Source organism: Gottfriedia sp. S16(2024), assembly GCF_050473765.1.
Lineage (GTDB): Bacteria > Bacillota > Bacilli > Bacillales > Bacillaceae_G > Gottfriedia.
This window is the reverse complement of record NZ_JBFLUO010000001.1, coordinates 744,454-761,788: the sequence shown is the minus strand read 5'-3', so window position 1 is coordinate 761,788 and position 17,335 is coordinate 744,454. Positions and strand designations below refer to the sequence as shown.

Below are 17,335 nucleotides of genomic sequence, written 5' to 3'. Positions count from 1 at the left end.
TTTCGAAATAATTTCGAGTGAGGTTTGTTTTTTTGTATAATGATTTTATCAATGGATTATCAATTGGAAGATTTTATGTGATGAACCGATTTAATTATCGTGATATAGTAATTAACGTTATGAAAATAAATGAAATTCCTGAGTTTAACCTAGATAAATAGATTAATAGTAAGGGAGAGTAATCAAATATGAAAAAATCGATTAAAAATGTTATTTTATCAACTACGATTGTCTTTTCTTTAGGAACAGTAGTCGGACCAGCGAATGCTGCTACTGTTGTCAAACCACAAGTTGCGACAAAGAAGCCAGCAACACAAACGATTGCTCCAGTGAAGCTTCCAGCAAATGAATCAGTTAAAAAGATGGCACTTGAAATCACTTCATGGTATGAAACATCATCATCTGGATCTGATGCATTTGGTGCAACAAGTGGTAATTTCGACGGTGCCGGTCTATCTTTTGGCGCGCTTCAAGAAAACTTTGGAACAGAAACGATCCAACCAATTATGAAAAATATGTTCGCAAATCATAATGATATTGTCCTAAAAGCTTTCAATGGAGACGTTGATTCTTATAATATATTTAAAAATGTAATTATGAACAAAACGACAAAAGAACAGGTAGCTTGGGGAAATTCAATAACTGATCCTAATAATAAATACCAAGTTGTAGAGCCTTGGAAAACTTACTTTAAAAATCTAGGTACAAGTAAAGAATGTATTGATGAACAAGTAAATGCTTCAAAATGGTACTTCGATCAAGCAGAAAAGTATTACAAGACATTCGGATTATGGACAAAAAGAGGATATGCATTAATGTTTGATATATTTGTTCAAAGTGGTGCAATATCGGATAAAACAAAAAATTTAATACTAGATGACTTTAAAAAAATTGATACAAAAAACATGACAAAAGAACAAATCGAAACGAAAAAAATGAATATTATCGTTAACCGTCGTGCTGCAGATGTAAATGAACAATGGAGAGATTCATGGAAATCAAGAAAATCAGTAATTGCGAACGGCAGCGGAACTGTTGTTGGTTATGGAGACTTCTTTGATGTAACTCCGTATGGTGCGACATTAACACATGTTAATAAGTAAGTTTTTTGATGAAGGAGTCCAAATTTGGACTTCCTTTTTTTATTGTGCACTGATCTATTTTATTTTTTTAATAAGAAATATGAGATTTGATTTTCTAATGGGAATATTAAAAAGGAAGTATACACTAGCTTTTGGATAAAATAATTTCTTAGGAGAGATCAATTGTGCATTGGTATTTAAAAGTATTAAAGAATTATGTAGGATTTCATGGCAGAGCGAGTCGAACTGAATTTTGGATGTTCATGTTAATTAATGCAATTATTACTATTTTACTTAGTATATTAGATAACTTTGCAAATACAGATAACATGATTTCAGGAATTTATGGTTTGCTTACCTTGCTGCCACTAATTGCAGTCGGTGTTCGCAGATTACATGATATTGGTAAAAGTGGTTGGTGGTATTTAATTAGTTTAATTCCGTTTATAGGATCAATTATTTTATTAATACTTGCTTGTTTTAAAAGTGAAAATCACGAGAATCGTTTTGGACCAGTTCCAAGATAAGATTAAAAGTAATAATATTCATTGGGTATTAGGAAAAGACTTAATGTACCATATTATTTCTTAAATAAATTGATCTTCGAAATCTTATACCCAATGTATGTCCCTAAAGTATTTAAGATAACATCATCTATATCTGATGTTCTAAAAGACATCATAAATTGGACAACTTCTATGCTTACCGATAAAAATAAGCCAATTAGTATAACTTTTTTTGTTCTCTTAATTGAAGTCAAAATAAACCCAAATGGTACAAATAGAAGGATATTTCCAAAAATATTAACTATAAATTGTTTAACGCTGCTAAACTCATTAAACATTTTAATTAATGGGATTAAATTTAATCCACCTTCAGAAACACCTATTCCTAAAGAAGGAACTGGAAAAAAAGTAAACCTAAAAATAAACACAAGTGAAAAAATTAACAGTAATAGTTTTATGAAAATAGGTTTCAAAATAAATCTCCCAAAAATGTTTTAATTAATAATAAGTTATTATACATTAATAATTTTGTATTTCCTCAATAAACTTTTCATTAAATAATGACGATTTGGCCTAACACCGAGATAATTTAAGCTTAATACCCGCCTAATTTTAGGCGGTTTTTTGTGTTAATTCAAAATAGATTGTCCTATTATTAAAAATTAATAATGTTAGCTAGGTATTAAGAATAGACTTAAATGTACCGTATTTACTTCTTGGGAGGGATCCATCGTGGAATGGTATTTAAAAGTATTAAAGAATTACGCAGTATTCAGCGGAAGAGCTAGAAGAACAGAGTATTGGATGTTTTTCCTGTTTAATGCCATTATCACTATTATACTTTCAATTTTACAAAGCATTGCGGATATCGATAATATATTAACTGGAATTTATGGTCTTTTGACGATATTGCCATCTTTAGCAGTAGGAGCTCGCAGATTACATGATTCAGGTAGAAGTGGTTGGTGGCTGTTACTTGGAATAATTCCGTTTATTGGTACGATTATTCTTATTATTTTCTTCTGTTTGGATAGTGAAGAGGGAGATAATCGATTTGGGGAGAATCCTAAGTATTAAATTTTGAAGGTTAGTTTTAAGGGATAAGATGTAAACCGCCTTATATTGTAGTGACCCCATAAAGTTAGACTGGTTACTTCAATTAGGCAGCTTGTTGGGCATGAACTCGGTATTTTACTGGGCTCATGCCTTTTAATTTTGCCTTAATTCGTTTGTTATTGTAGTAATCTATATATTTAGCTAGTTCTTGTTTAAAGTGTTCAACACTGTTAAATTCTTTTAGATAAAGTAGTTCAGATTTCATGATACTAAAGAAACTTTCTATTACTGCGTTATCGTAACAGTTTCCTTTTCGTGACATACTCTGCGTGATACCACGTTTAATTAAGGTAGTACGATATTTTTCCATTTGATAGTGCCAGCCTTGGTCTGAATGAATTAGTAGTATATCGGAATCTGTTAAACGTTCAAGAGACTGTTCTAACATAGTTGATACAAGTGAATAAGTTGGACGTGAACCAATTGTATAAGCAATTATTTCACCGTTATATAAGTCCAACATAGGTGAAAAATATAGCTTTTCTCCAAATAATTTAAATTCAGTAATATCTGTAACCCATTTCTCATTTGGTTTATCTGCTTGGAAATTTCTATCTAAAATATTAGGCGCAACCTTACCCACTTCACCTTTGTAAGAGCGATATTTCTTTACCTTTACAAGTGATTTTATCCCTAGTACTTTCATGAGTCGTTGAACTTTTTTATGATTTATTTTATAACCACGATTCGTAAGCTCGTCTCGAATTTTACGATAGCCATAACGACCTTCATGTTCCTCATAAATTTCTTTTATCATTACTTTTATCTCAGTGTCTGGATCAGGACGTTCTAGATTTTTCATCCAATAATAAAACGTACTACGCGGAATACTGGCGAGCAGTAGAAGTTCTTTTAACGAAAACTCATGCCTTAATTCATAGACAACTTTTACTTTGTCTTGTTTCGTGATTTTTCCTTGTTTTGAACTAAGGCATTCAACTTTTTTAGATACGCATTTTCCATGCGCAAACGTTCTATTTCAGCTTGAAGCTCTTCTACTGATCCTTTAAGTGGAGTTGTTTTCTTTGTTTCTTTTTTCATGGAAGATCGCCCCTTTTTCTTTGATTCTAGGGCGTCTTGTCCTTGTGTTTCAAATTGAGTCCTCCATTTTCGAATCGTTCTAGGGGAAGGAATATTGAAAATTGCAGCTGCTTCATTCGGTGACGTCCCGTGGTCATTCATATACTTTAATACGTTTAGTTTAAACTGTACCGAATAACTTGTATATGACTTTTTAAGCAAGCCATTAATCCCATTTTCCTTATATTGAGCTACCCAGTTTCTCACTTCAGCATGGGACGTTCCAAATAACTTACCAATAGAACGAAAACTTTCCTTACCTTCTAAATAACGCATAACTACCGCTAATTTATGTTCAGTAGTAAATTTAGTCATAAAAAATGCACCTCCAAATGTTAGTCGTGTCTAACATTTGGGGTGCACTTCATATGAGGGCGGTTTTTTTGCGTTCACCAGATTGTTAAATTTTGTACTAATCTTCGTCAAATGTAAAACAGAATATGATGGATAAATTTGCTAAGCTAAGTTTATTAGGAACTTCTAATGAAGTTTCTAAAAAAAAATTAGAGGAGGATATATTGTGTATTTCAAAAAAACATTAAGTATTTTATTATGCACAGCTTTTTTGACGGTGCCAATTAGCACAAATGCACAAGAAAAAAGTAATTCCACTTTGGAGGATATTGAGTATGGATTAGAAGAAAAACTATCTAAAGTAAATACCTTATTAGAAAAAGATGTTGGCATTGAATTTAATAGTAGGGAAAATTTTTTTAATGAGGTCAATCAAATACACATTGAAATTGAAGATTATTTAAAATCTTTGGATTCAGATAACTTTTATAATACACAAGTTCATATCGAGTTGATTGATAAACTTGGAGAATTAGATTTAAAAGTAGAGCAATACAGTAATAAAAATATGCTGCGAGCATCAAAAAGCTGGCGATATGGTGATATTCTTTATTATGGGATAGGTAATAATAATGCTGCTGGAGATAAATCATTAACAGGACATACTGCAGTATTATCAACAAAAGACTATTTTGTAATTGAAGCAGCTAGAACAAAAAATAATGGAGCAAAAGTTTTTCATTGGAACAGGGATAAATTGTGGAGTGGGGCTAGCGGCATTAAACAATATAAAGTAACAACTAAACTGGGTAAAGATGCAACAGCTACCGAAAGAAATAAAGCTGTTCAATTTGGTTTAGAACAGAAAGGGGAGCCATATGCTCTAAAAACATCAATTTGGTCTACTAATGCATGGTATTGTTCTAAGTTAACAAATGCAATGTGGAATCATGTCGGCTATAATTTACAATCATCAAATGCTTATACTATTGACGGAGTTATAGCGGTACTCCCTAGAGATATAATTGCTGACGCCAATGTTCGCCTTATTAAAAATTGGGGAAAAACATTACCTGGAAATTTGTAATAAATATCAGGTGATACTATGAAAAGAAAATCTACATTTTTATTGATGGTACTATTAATCGCAGGAATAATTATTTCAGCATTTTCAATTTTTAGAAATACAGAGTATGAAAACCGTACTATAATCAATGGAATTGAAAATTTCAAACCAAAATATTCCGATAAAAAAGAGAATTTTTTATTATTTTATCCAGCTGACCCAAGGGTTTCACAAGAATCTACCATTGTAAAAGAAGTGACTAAAAAGGGTAAAATTGTTCGAGAATACGCAATTAAGGATCGTGATTTTGGCAGAATGTTAATTCATCAAAAGCCAAATAACTTAAATAAATTATTTATATCATTTTTTGGAGACGCTTCAATAGATAACTATTTTTTTACTTACGATATGACAAAAAGAAAGTTCGATAAAGTAAATCTTGAGTATTTTAAATATCCTGTTGGAGTAGACCATATTCAACATTATGGTGAAGACACTTTGTTTCAAACAATTGCCTCTCATAAAACAGGTGATCAAAATATTGATCAAAAGACAAATGATTTCAATATGTCTATTTCAAATTATACATCAGAAAAAAGCTTCGAAACTGAATATGGATATGAGCCTAAATGGACACCCTTATTAGGTTTTAAAAATAAGATATTTTATGGAACGAGTGGAGAAGTTAATGAAAAGGAGATAAAAGTATATCCTGGGATTGGTATTATAGACTTAGAAAATCAATTAATTCATTACGAATCACCAGAATCTAACGATGTTGACTTATTTCCTGTTTATTCAACTAAAGATCATGTCTATATAGTAAGTGATACAGGAAAATTGTATGTGTATAATAATGAAATTAAATATGAAGTTTTTGAACCCTTTAAAAATCTGCAAAAGCAGGATCTCTATTATTATCAGGAATTTCGACCAATAATGATTAATGAAAAAACTGCATTATATAATTTGTATAGTTATGAATATGGGAACACACTTGGACTCCTTACATTTGAACCAGTTCCAACTTTCGAGCCATTAAAAAAGAGCTATTTAAATAATAAGAATAATTACAAGTTTATTTATCAAGATATTGATAAGGAAGAAATATATGTTTTATCTAATAATGAAGAGAGTTATAAAGTATTAATATTAGATAATAAAACTTTGGATTTAAAAGTAGAATTTCCGGTTGAGTATGGTCATCTGCTTGATTTTATTGTACGGATTTAAAATAATATTAACTAATTTGTGACTGCGAATCTTCAATAGGAGATTCTTTTTTTTATAAAAAATAGCTAGTCCCCTTAAAAAACATAGTGGAACTTTCGAATTTTATCTAAAATTTAAAGTCATCAAAATTAATCTAGTCAATATATTCCACCCTACTGTTCAAATGAATACGTTTTCACAACTTGAGAGGTATTTTATGATGATAGTGGAGGTGTTACAGATGATTGAAACGAAAAAAGTGATTGATACAAATTTATCAGATGCCAAGACAAAGAAGTCATCTAAAAAATTAAGAGATTTTTTAAATTATCTTACGTTTGTAGGACCAGTAAGTATTGTTTTTGCAGCGATCGTGTTAACGCCATTTTTAATCGGCTTTTTCTATTCATTTACTCAGTGGGATGGTGTAGCTGATTCTGCTAAGTGGGTCGGACTTGAAAATTATAAATACATTTTTACGAAAGATACGGATTTTATCCATTCGTTTATATTAACCGGTAAATATACATTATTCGCTGTGATCTTAACCAATGTGATTGGTTTTGGTTTAGCGTTAATCGTAACGCAAGCATTAAAGACTAGTAATATTTTAAGAACAATCTTTTTCCTTCCAAATTTAATCGGTGGATTATTATTAGGTTTCATTTGGCAGTTCATTTTTAATAAAGGTTTAATTTCTATTGGACAATTATTACATTCAGACTTTTTACAAAGAGCACTTTTAGGTGAAGAAAAAGGTGCGTTCTGGGCAATTGTCATCGTGGCAGTTTGGCAAGGTGCAGGTTACATAATGGTTATCTATGTAGCGGCTCTGCAAGGTGTACCACAAGAATTAATTGAAGCAGCTCAAATTGATGGTGCAAATAAATTCCAAGTGTTACGCAAAATCATTATTCCAATGGTAGCACCAGCTGTAACAGTTTGTTTATTCTTAACAATTTCATGGTCATTTAAAGTGTTTGATACAAACTTATCATTAACTAATGGTGGACCATTTAAGTCTACTGAGATGTTAGCTTTAAACATTTACACGGAAGCTTTTGTTAATAACCGTTATGGATTAGGTGAAGCAAAAGCGATTGTATTCTTCGTAGTCGTAGCATTAATTTCAGTAATTCAAGTTTACATTACGAAGAAGAGGGAGGTTGAGGCATAATGCTAAAAGAACGATATACAGGCTTTACTTTTATATTAGAAATAGCGGCAATTATACTTGCTCTCATCTTCTTAGTTCCGTTTTATTATGTGTTAGGTAACTCATTTAAATCATTTGCTGATATTTTACAAAATACATCTTCGCTTCCAAAGAGCTTAGATTTTACAAACTATCAACAAGCAATTGAAGTTATGAATTTCTGGAAAGCGCTAATGAACTCGTTAATCGTGACAATTGCTAGTAATGTTGTAATCGTCTTTTTCTGTTCGATGGCTGCTTATAAACTAGTTCGTTCAAAAAGTAAAATTTCAAATATCATTTTCTTTATCTTTGTAGCGACAATGGTTATTCCGTTCCAATCAATCATGATCCCATTAGTGAAAGTTGGAAGTACACTTCATTTAATGAATAGTCATTGGGGATTAGTAATCATGTATTTAGGTTTTGGGTCAGCATTATCAATCTTCCTATATCATGGATTTATTAAAACAATCCCAATTGAGTTAGAGGAAGCAGCAATTATTGATGGATGTTCACCGACTATGGTTTTCTGGAAAGTTGTTTTTCCTCTATTAAAACCAATTACGGTTACAATTGTTATCCTAAATACGTTATGGATTTGGAATGACTTCTTATTACCATCACTTGTATTAAGAGATATGGAGTTAAGAACAATTCCTCTTGCTACATTCTACTTCTTTGGAGCATATACAAAACAGTGGAACTTAGCGTTATCTGGACTTGTTTTAGGTATTACACCACTATTAATTTTCTACTTTGCAGCACAGAAACATATTATTAAAGGTATTACAAGCGGTTCAATTAAATAGGGTGATTGGGTGGAAGCTATCAATATATTCCACCCATCATGTCAATATAGGCTATCTATAATTGATTGTTTTTGAATGTATAATGAAAGCGTATTCAAAATAAAGAATATTGAGACGGGGGTTTTTGGGATGAAAAGGATGCTAAAGGTAGCAGCAGCATTAACAACATCAGTAATGTTATTCTCTGCATGTTCTGGAGGATCTTCAGACAAAGGTTCAAATGATTCAAAGGATAAAAAAGTAACATTAAACGTATTCCAGTTTAAAGCTGAGATTGCGAAAGATTTAGAACAAATGGCTAAGGATTACCATAAGGAAAATCCAAACGTAACAGTTAAAATTCAAACTGTTGGTGGCGGTGCTGATTACGGTGCTGCATTAAAAGCTCAATTTGCTTCAGGTAATGAGCCTGATATCTTTAACAACGGTGGATTCCAAGAAGCAGTAACTTGGAAAGATAAATTAGAAGATCTTTCTGATCAATCATGGGTAAAAGACTTATATCCAGGAACTGAAAAACCAATGACAATTGATGGCAAACTTTACGGTATGCCAATGAACACTGAAGGTTATGGCTTTATTTACAATAAAGATTTATTCGCAAAAGCTGGTATTACTGAAGCACCAAAAACATTAAGCGAATTAACTGCAGCAGCTGAAAAGCTTAAAAAAGCAGGTATCACACCATTCTCAGTTGGATATGGTGAGTGGTGGATTCTAGGAATTCACTTATTAAATATTCCTTTCGCTCAACAGCAAGATCCAGATAAATTCATGGCTGACGTTAACTCTGGTAAAGTGAAAATTCAAGACAACGAGAAATTCAAACAATTTATGAAACTGTTTGATTTAACAATCAAATACGGAAATAAAAATCCTTTAACAACAGATTACAACACTCAAGTTACTAACTTTGCTCAAGGTAAAACTGCTATGATCCAACAAGGTAACTGGATTCAAGGTATGGTTGATGGAATCACTCCAAACATGAACTTAGGTGTATTACCAATTCCAATCAACGATGACAAAGCAGCTATGGACAAATTACCAATGGGTGTACCAAATAACTGGGTAGTTAACAAAAACTCTAAAAACAAAGAAGAAGCTAAAAAATTCTTAGAGTGGATGGTTACTTCTGACACAGGTAAAAAATACATTGTAGAAAAATTCAAGTTTATCCCAGCGTTAAAAACAATTCAAGGTAAAAACTTAGGACCAATCGCAGACGACTTACAAAAATACTCTGCTGAAGGTAAAACATTATCTTGGAACTGGTTCAAATACCCAGATGGAGCTACAAATGAGTTTGGTGCATCAATGCAAGCTTACGTTGGAAAGCAAAAATCTGCTGACGAAATGTTAAAATCTCTTGAAGATACTTGGATGAAATTAAAGAAATAATCTTAATTTGAGGCTTCCCTAAAATACCTCCATAGATTAAGGCAACCCACAAGGATTAATCCTTGTGGGTTTTCTTTTTCTCATTCATAAACAAGAAACTGTTCTCTTTCTTTTTCTGTCAAATCTTTAGGATTTAATCCTCTTTTCCTACAATGTTCATACAATGCCTTAACCTTTACTTTAGGTTCACTTGTGCAGTTTGGTTCTACATAAACTCCGTCAGGAAATCCATTTTCGAACTTTCTCATTTCATCAAGCATAGCATTACTCACCTTATTATTTTTTTATAATTGTTAATGTAGTTTTCTTCCCGTTTAAATAGACTTCTAATTCATTGAAAGGAATTTCGCTCTTCAATTCACCAAAATATTCATCTGTTACTTCAGAATCTTGTACAGCATTTTGTTCTTCAATATTGATTCGATATTTATCATTAAATTTATCAACATTAACCTCGATTAGTGAATAAAAGTGTTTATTATTTTTTAATTTAACATAAAGAATTGCTTCTTGTTTATTTAATTCTTTAAGATAAATTCCATTAGCTAAGTCGTTAGTCCAATTTGTTTCTGTTTTAGCTAGTTTTTGATTTTGCTTAATAGAAAGTTCAGTAGTTTGGGAGCAACCGTTTAAAAAAGGTATACTAATCAGAAACATAACTATTACGATCATTAACAAATAATTAATTTTAAATAATTTCAAAAAAAATCTCCTTTTTCAATTTAATACTGAATAGTTTCCGCAATAGAATCATTATAAGACTAACAAAAAAATGGAGGGTTTCTTGGAAATAAAATGAAATATATATGAATTTTTTTAAAATTTGATTTGATATCTTTCAACGGTAAACTAAAAGTTCAAAAGGTCCCGAACTTAAGGAATTATTTAAATGGTATAAGGGTGTTATTCGCTCTTTATCTTTGATAAACTAATAATAGAAGTGCAAACGTTTCCGCAAAGGATGTTATCATGAAAAACAGTATTAGAAGTAAGCTGATCACCTTATTATTAATCGCAACTATTATTCCATTTGGCTTATCGATTATAGCAAGTTATTTTTATACGAAAAACACGGTTACGAAGGAATTTGTAAATACGAATTATGATTTATTGAAGCGTAGTGGAAATGATTTAATGAATTATTTTAATGAAATTTACGGTATTCCATTGTCCATTTATAGTAATAGACCGTTTTTGTCGGTGTTAGAAAATGGTGCTACAGCTTACATCGAACAAAATTCTGCTGAAATTCAACGGAGTTTACTAGGACTTTATTTTTCAAGAAGAGAGATCGAGCAGTTGCATTTATATTTAACGAAGGGTAAGGATGATTACACCGTATACAATGCAAAGGTGAGTAGTCGAGGGAAAATGTATAATTTCAACCAAATTCCCATATATCGAAATTTAAGTTTTTCGAGGGACTCGTATTATATTCAACCGACTCATCCGATTCAAAATTATAATAACTTATCTGATTTTCGAATTGAGCCAGTTAAGCAAGTTGTAACATTTCATTATTTTTTAAATAATGTTACATCCGACCAATGGCTTGGCTTTTTATCGATTGATATTGAATTAAGTAGAATTAATGAGATTTTTGATCGTATTTATAAAAAGGGAGAGGAACATCTTTTCGTTGTTGGTGATGGGAATGTTGTTCTTTATTCATCTGAAAAAAATCTGATTGGTAAAAAGCTAGAAACAAAATGGTATAAAAAAATTAGCTCAGATCGATCAGGTGAAACTAGTTTTGAATGGAAGGGCAAGGATTTTAGTGGCGTCTATGTGTATGACAAAATAAAAAGCAGCAATCATCAACAATGGACAATCATTAAAAGTATTCCTTATAAGAATCTCTATCATAATTCGAATCAATTATTGAAAATTACAGTTACACTCGGGGCGATTTCAGTCTTATTAGTCATCATTTTAACTATTATCGTATCCTTCAGATTTACACGACCGATACGAATCTTAATTCGAGATATGCAGCGAATCGAGAAGGGAGAACTTGCTGTTTCTTTTGATACGTTAGGAAATGATGAGTTTGGTCAGTTAGGTAAACATTTTACTTCAATGGTCGATACGTTAAATGAATTATATATAAAAGAATACAAGCTTCAAATAGAGAATAAAACGAATCAACTAAAAGTACTTCAGTCTCAAATAAATCCGCATTTTTTATACAATGCCTTACAATCTATTGGAACTCTTTCATTAAAAAATGACGGAATCAAAGTGTATCGATTAATCATGTCATTATCAAAAATCATGCGATATAGCATGAAAAATAATGAAGATTTTGTAACGCTTAAGGATGAATTAAACCATATAAAAGATTATTTATCGCTTCAAAATGAACGTTATGATGGCAGATTTGTTTATAACCTGGAAGTGGATGAAGGGTTAAACAAAGTAAAAATGCCAAAAATGATTTTACAGCCAATCGTAGAAAATTTCTTTAAACACGGCTTTGAAAAGCAACAAAAGCTTGGTGAATTAAATATTTCGATTCATAGACAACTAGATGATCGTTTAAAAATAGTCATTGCTGATAATGGTGAAGGTGCATCAGAAGAGGAATTAGAAATCATCAATTCATCGCTGTCAGAAGGTGGATTAAATACTAACGAGAGTATCGGTTTAAAAAATATTTCTGATCGCATTCAATTCTATTATGGTAAAAAAGCAGAAGTAAAAATAGAAAGTGTGAAGCATGAAAACTTTGTTGTAACGATAATCTTACCGATTGAAATGACAAGAGGAGAAGTTAATCATGAAGGTTCTACTAATAGATGACGAAAAGCATGTACGAGAAGGTGTAAAACTTCTTGCAGAGTGGGATGCAATTGGAGTTACTGAAATATTAGAAGCAGAAAATGGAGCGATCGCGCAAGACATCATTCTAAAGGAAAGACCGACAATTATATTTACTGATTTAATGATGCCAGAGTTAGACGGTAGAGGATTATTAAAATGGCTTCATTCAGAAAACATTAATTGTAAAGTAATCGTTGTAACGGGATATGATGACTATCATTATATGAGAGAAGCTATTCAGTTCGGTGCGTCTGATTATTTATTGAAACCAATTGATCCGGATATATTGAATGAAACTTTAGTAAAAGTAGCTTCAGATTGGAATGAAAAAGAAAAAGAGAGAATTGATGCATTAAATGATTTTCGTTTGCTTCAGGAAGTTTTACCTGTTTATAGAGATAAACAATTAACAAATGCGATTTACGATAAAGAATATAATCAGAACATGTTAAACCAATTAGGATATGAAGAAGGTCAAACTTTACATGTATCTTTACTAAAATTACGAAATCTAGAGACATTCAAAGATATTTGGCCAGAGGATTTATGCTTCTTTGCCCTTTTGAATATTGTAAATGAAGTTCTTCAAAACCAAAATGGAGGAATTGCGTTTCGTAATTTACAAGGTGCGAAGGAGATTTGTTTACTATATTGGGGCGAGCAAGTCACTGACAGTATTCAACATATTGCTAAAATTTTATCGACAGTTGTGCCTTTTCCGTTTCATTTTGCGATCAGTAGGAAGTTACCAATTGAGTCGATCCAGTCTGGGTACGAAGAGGTTGTAAATGTCCTACAGCATGTAAATATTTTAGAAAAGCGAGATGTGCCAGTTTATTCTTATGAAGATATAAAAGGGTATAATCCGATTAATCTAGTAGAAATCATCAACTTATTTGAACAAATGGTTGAGAAGCAGGATATTTATATTTACGATGAAGTCATTCAACTTTTTAGTAAACGAATCGCACAGAAGAATTATCTTCCTTTTGCACAGTTACTTTCATTGCATCAGGAGTTTTTAATCTTCTTAAATCACTGGATTAATAAACTTTCGCTTCAAACCATTCAAGAAGTGAATCTAGAACTGTTCTGGAATGCAAAAGGGCATTTTGAAATTGGTGATTATGTAGCGACTCAAAGAGAAAGAGTGCAGTCGATTATTCAAGAAAAAAATCAAACAAATCAAGAACTGAATAGTATTGAAGCAATCGCAAATTATATTCAACTGAACTATGCTGAAGAGATTTCACTTCAGGAGTTTTCAGAGAAATTTTATTTAAGCCGTGAATATATATCCCGTAAGTTTAAACAAATTTACGGTGTGAATATATCAGATTATATTGTTTCAATTCGGATTGAAAAAGCGAAGGAATTATTGAAGTTCCCGAATTTGAAAATATATGAAATAGCTGGGAAAATTGGCTATCAAGATGATAAATACTTTCGAAAAGTGTTTAAGAAAATCGTTGGGATGACCCCGAATGAATACCGAAATATGAATGAGTAGTCATTATTTAGTAAAAAAGTTGCAGGAAATCTTTGGGAACTGGGGAATAAGTAATTAGATATTTATTCTACGCTTTTATTCTATGTTTTCGGGGGATTAAAAATGGAACAGGCAGTTGAAAGAGTTTTTACTAAAGAGATTTTAACGAATGCAGCATCACAATTTGGTATTACAGTAGAAGAAAAACCAGTCGGAGAGTTCGAGAACTATCTATTTAAAGGTAAGTTGGCAGATGGAACGGATCGCATTTTACGATTAACGCATTCATCTCATCGCTCAAAGGATGAAATTGAGGCAGAACTTAAGTTTTTACAATATGCAAGAGAAAATGGAGCAAATGCAGCAGGTTCTTTAACTTCTTTGAACGGTAATTTAGTAGAAGTCCAAAATGCAAGTGATGGCACCAGTTTTTACGCATCAATGTTTGAATGGGCAGATGGTCAATTAGTTGATCGTACAAACCCAGCGGTGTGGAATGATGACCTAATGTACACATGGGGAAAAACGATCGGAAAGCTTCATGCGTTAACAGTTGATTATCCTGTTACAAATCATCGTGAACATTGGGACGAAGAAGCTTATTTGAATGAAATGTTAGCTGATGATGAGCTTGGTATTTATACGAAGGAATTAATAGAAGAAATCCAAGCTTATGACAGAAAGAAAGATTCATATGGATTAATCCATAGTGACTTACATCTCCAGAATTTTTTCGTAAATGACAAAGGTGAAATAACGGCTTTTGATTTCGATGACCTGCAATATAATTATTTCATTTCAGATATCGCAATTGTTCTATATTATACTGCTTGGGGTAGTAAGGCATCATTCGAAGAAAAATCGAATTTCGCAAAAAGACAGTTAGAAATCTTTCGAAAAGGTTATGAAACCGAATATGTTTTAGATGAAGAATGGTATAACCGAATTCCTTCATTTTTAAAATGTCGTGATATTACGCTTTACCATGTATTGAATATGAAATATGAAGAGAAAACGCAAAGAGTTATTGAACTTTGTGAAGAGTTAAAAGAGCGAATCATAAATAAGAAATCAATCATTGATCTTTAAAATTACAGTAAACAAAAAGCTACGATTCAAATACGAATCATAGCTTCTTTTTATATTTAAATTGGGGGGTGAGTAAGGTTATTTATGTGTAGCTTCTTCTATTTTAGTAATATTGCTCTCATATAGATCATCTTGTAATGGAATATAGCCAACTTGCTCAGCTAAAGTTTGAGCATTTTCATTGGCAAATTTCAAATAGTCCAATACGACAGGACGTTTAAGTGAGTTTATATTTACATATGTGTAGAGTTCACGAGAAAGTACGTAAGTCCCGTTTTTGATTGTCTCTTCAGTTGGTAAAACTGCTTTACCTGTTTTAGGATTAACAATTGGTACGATTTTTAATTGATCTTTGTTTTCTTCATAGTAAGCATGACCAAAGTATCCAATAGCGCCTTTTTCACTAGCAACATCATCGACAAGATTTTTGTCATCTTCAGACGTTTGAGCATCTTTCCGTTCGCCAGCTTGATTTAAAATGGTTTTATTAAAGTATTCGTAAGTTCCTGACTCAGTACCAGGGCTGAAGAATTTAATTTCTTCCTTTGGCCAAGCAGAGTTTAGTTCGTTCCAAGTTTTTATTTTACTTTTTACTGAAAATAACTTTGCTAATTGTTCAATTGTTAATTGATCCACAAAATCATTGTCTTTATTTACTACGACGGATAGACCATCATAAGCTAATTTTAATTGAATATAATCGATGTTATTTTGTTTAGCGATTGTAGCTTCTTCATTTGATATTGGACGAGATGCGTCGTTTAGATCTGTTACACCATTTGCGAATTTTTTAAAACCATCAGTTGTACCACTATTACCTATTGAAATAGTTACCTCGGGTTGTGCAGATCTATATTGTTTCGTTATTGTTTGCATTATCGGGAAAACGGTAGATGAACCATCGATTAGTATGCTACCAGTTAATTGTTTTTCAGATGTACTTGAATTAGGATGATAGGCAATTCCACAAGCTGCTAAAGATAATATAGCTGTGATTGCGACGACTAATATAATTACTTTCTTTAGTTGCATCTACAGTTCCTCCCCTCGTTGTCTTTGCTACATTTCTTACAATATCCCACAAAGATTAACTTGCTTTTAACGCTACGTAAAGAATTTGTAAAGGTATAGTGAAAGTCCCCCTTTTTTGTTAATAACCAATTAAAATGACCGTATAAACAGTAAAAAATGGGAGAGATATAAGGTGGAGCAAATTGTCATCATCCAAGATCAAAACGAGATTGAACATGTGCTTCAACAAAGTAAACAATTCGGATTAATTAAAATCAGCACATATCGATATGGAGAGTTTAATGAAGAAACTCATTTAGGTTTCTTAAAAGGTTGCATAGTAATAATGAAAAGCCAAGTTTTGGACGAGTTTATTCCATTAATAATGAGAATAAGACGGATAACAGAAATACCGATCATATTATTAGTTGAAACTTATGATTCATACGAAGCAGCAATATGTATCGAAGCTGGAGCGGATCAATATGTTAAATATCCGATTCATCCTAGAGACTTGTCCGCAAGAATAAAAGCAGTTATGAGGAGGGCAGGCAATGAAAAAAATGAAGAAGATAGAGAAAAAGTTTTATATTTTGGAGAAATTTCCTTCTATTTAAATCGAGAAGAGGTTTATAAAAACAAAATGAGAATCGAACTAAATGGTAGGGAATACGCAATTTTACTTTTTTTAATAAAAAAAGCTGGTTTCATTGTAACGAGAGAAGAATTAATGGAAGTCATTTCTGTTTATAAAAATAGAAGATTAATCGATATTTATATCCATAGTTTACGACATAAAATTGAGGAACTTCCGAATTATCCTAAATATATTAAAACGATTAAGGGAAAAGGTTATCGGTTTGAAACGCTTGTTAATTGAACACGTGTGTAAAAAGCTAGGTGCATTCTTTTTTAAGGATGACATTTAGCTTTTTTATTTTTATATGGCAGAGCTTTGGGGAGAGTAGGGAATACGTAATATTATGTTTTTATTTAAAAGCAGTTTTTCTGTAATAAGAGACAACTTTTTTTATTAAAATTAAAAATTTTTATTTTTCGTATAAACCCAAATAGAACAAAAAACTAAGTTAAAAGAGGGTGTATTTAACGCTTTCGCAACTTGAACAACAAAAATACATAATTTGTTTTAATACCATAT

17 protein-coding genes are annotated in these 17,335 nt (G+C 31.6%); 12 read left to right on the top strand and 5 right to left on the bottom strand.

Annotated features, from left to right (window positions below; all coding sequences use genetic code 11):
* Nucleotides 1–188: 188 nt before the first annotated feature.
* Nucleotides 189–1,103 carry a hypothetical protein gene (locus tag AB1282_RS03615; protein ID WP_429898481.1) on the top strand — a complete coding sequence of 305 codons (915 nt, stop codon included), beginning with the start codon at nt 189–191 and terminating at the stop codon, nt 1,101–1,103.
* 164 nt (nt 1,104–1,267) lie between these two features.
* Nucleotides 1,268–1,609, top strand: coding sequence for a DUF805 domain-containing protein (locus AB1282_RS03610; protein ID WP_056476422.1), 342 nt, complete (start codon nt 1,268–1,270; stop codon nt 1,607–1,609).
* Nucleotides 1,610–1,662: 53 nt separating this feature from the next.
* Here AB1282_RS03610 and AB1282_RS03605 read toward each other — a convergent pair whose 3' ends face one another.
* On the bottom strand, nt 1,663–2,061 hold the full coding sequence (locus tag AB1282_RS03605; protein ID WP_056476425.1) for a VanZ family protein: 399 nt from the start codon (nt 2,059–2,061) through the stop codon (nt 1,663–1,665).
* Between the two features lie 259 nt (nt 2,062–2,320).
* Here AB1282_RS03605 and AB1282_RS03600 point away from each other — a divergent pair, with 259 nt between their 5' ends.
* Nucleotides 2,321–2,665: a DUF805 domain-containing protein gene (locus AB1282_RS03600; RefSeq protein ID WP_429898480.1), complete on the top strand. Its 345-nt coding sequence runs from the start codon at nt 2,321–2,323 to the stop codon at nt 2,663–2,665.
* A gap of 82 nt (nt 2,666–2,747) precedes the next feature.
* Here AB1282_RS03600 and AB1282_RS03595 read toward each other — a convergent pair.
* Nucleotides 2,748–4,099 (bottom strand): IS3 family transposase gene (locus AB1282_RS03595; protein ID WP_429898479.1). Its coding sequence is split into 2 segments (ribosomal slippage): nt 2,748–3,652 and nt 3,652–4,099, totalling 1,353 coding nucleotides; the frame shifts between segments, so codons are not numbered across the junction.
* Between the two features lie 205 nt (nt 4,100–4,304).
* On the opposite strand from AB1282_RS03595, the gene AB1282_RS03590 reads away from it, so the two are divergent.
* From AB1282_RS03590 to AB1282_RS03570, 5 genes are all read left to right on the top strand, one after another.
* The gene (locus AB1282_RS03590) at nt 4,305–5,165 is read left to right on the top strand and encodes a YiiX/YebB-like N1pC/P60 family cysteine hydrolase (protein WP_056465372.1); all 861 of its coding nucleotides are present in this window, start codon (nt 4,305–4,307) and stop codon (nt 5,163–5,165) included.
* Between the two features lie 18 nt (nt 5,166–5,183).
* Nucleotides 5,184–6,377 carry a hypothetical protein gene (locus tag AB1282_RS03585; RefSeq protein WP_429898478.1) on the top strand — a complete coding sequence of 398 codons (1,194 nt, stop codon included), beginning with the start codon at nt 5,184–5,186 and terminating at the stop codon, nt 6,375–6,377.
* Nucleotides 6,378–6,597: 220 nt separating this feature from the next.
* Nucleotides 6,598–7,533: a carbohydrate ABC transporter permease gene (locus AB1282_RS03580; protein ID WP_056465368.1), complete on the top strand. Its 936-nt coding sequence runs from the start codon at nt 6,598–6,600 to the stop codon at nt 7,531–7,533.
* The gene (locus AB1282_RS03575) at nt 7,533–8,363 is read left to right on the top strand and encodes a carbohydrate ABC transporter permease (protein WP_056465365.1); all 831 of its coding nucleotides are present in this window, start codon (nt 7,533–7,535) and stop codon (nt 8,361–8,363) included. Before AB1282_RS03580 ends, AB1282_RS03575 begins: the two co-directional genes overlap by 1 nt.
* Nucleotides 8,364–8,492: 129 nt before the next feature.
* Complete coding sequence (locus AB1282_RS03570; protein WP_056465363.1) at nt 8,493–9,764, top strand: ABC transporter substrate-binding protein; 1,272 nt, start codon at nt 8,493–8,495, stop codon at nt 9,762–9,764.
* An 80-nt stretch (nt 9,765–9,844) separates the two neighbouring features.
* Here the strand turns inward: AB1282_RS03570 and AB1282_RS03565 are convergent, their stop codons facing one another.
* Together AB1282_RS03565 and AB1282_RS03560 are read right to left on the bottom strand one after the other, a co-directional pair.
* Nucleotides 9,845–10,024, bottom strand: coding sequence for a hypothetical protein (locus tag AB1282_RS03565; protein ID WP_429898477.1), 180 nt, complete (start codon nt 10,022–10,024; stop codon nt 9,845–9,847).
* Between the two features lie 16 nt (nt 10,025–10,040).
* On the bottom strand, nt 10,041–10,466 hold the full coding sequence (locus AB1282_RS03560; protein ID WP_429898476.1) for a hypothetical protein: 426 nt from the start codon (nt 10,464–10,466) through the stop codon (nt 10,041–10,043).
* A 267-nt stretch (nt 10,467–10,733) separates the two neighbouring features.
* On the opposite strand from AB1282_RS03560, the gene AB1282_RS03555 reads away from it, so the two are divergent.
* The 3 genes from AB1282_RS03555 to AB1282_RS03545 all read left to right on the top strand — a co-directional run bounded on the left by AB1282_RS03555 (nt 10,734) and on the right by AB1282_RS03545 (nt 15,165).
* On the top strand, nt 10,734–12,566 hold the full coding sequence (locus tag AB1282_RS03555; protein ID WP_429898475.1) for a sensor histidine kinase: 1,833 nt from the start codon (nt 10,734–10,736) through the stop codon (nt 12,564–12,566).
* The gene (locus AB1282_RS03550; RefSeq protein ID WP_056465352.1) at nt 12,544–14,097 is read left to right on the top strand and encodes a response regulator transcription factor; all 1,554 of its coding nucleotides are present in this window, start codon (nt 12,544–12,546) and stop codon (nt 14,095–14,097) included. Before AB1282_RS03555 ends, AB1282_RS03550 begins: the two co-directional genes overlap by 23 nt.
* 102 nt (nt 14,098–14,199) lie before the next feature.
* Nucleotides 14,200–15,165 carry a phosphotransferase enzyme family protein gene (locus tag AB1282_RS03545; protein ID WP_056465350.1) on the top strand — a complete coding sequence of 322 codons (966 nt, stop codon included), beginning with the start codon at nt 14,200–14,202 and terminating at the stop codon, nt 15,163–15,165.
* A gap of 78 nt (nt 15,166–15,243) precedes the next feature.
* On the opposite strand, the gene AB1282_RS03540 is transcribed toward AB1282_RS03545, so the two are convergent.
* Entirely contained in the window at nt 15,244–16,197 is a 954-nt protein-coding gene (locus AB1282_RS03540) for a PstS family phosphate ABC transporter substrate-binding protein (RefSeq protein ID WP_056465348.1), read from the bottom strand.
* Between the two features lie 172 nt (nt 16,198–16,369).
* On the opposite strand from AB1282_RS03540, the gene AB1282_RS03535 reads away from it, so the two are divergent.
* Nucleotides 16,370–17,056, top strand: coding sequence for a winged helix-turn-helix domain-containing protein (locus AB1282_RS03535; RefSeq protein ID WP_429898474.1), 687 nt, complete (start codon nt 16,370–16,372; stop codon nt 17,054–17,056).
* Nucleotides 17,057–17,335: the final 279 nt, after the last annotated feature.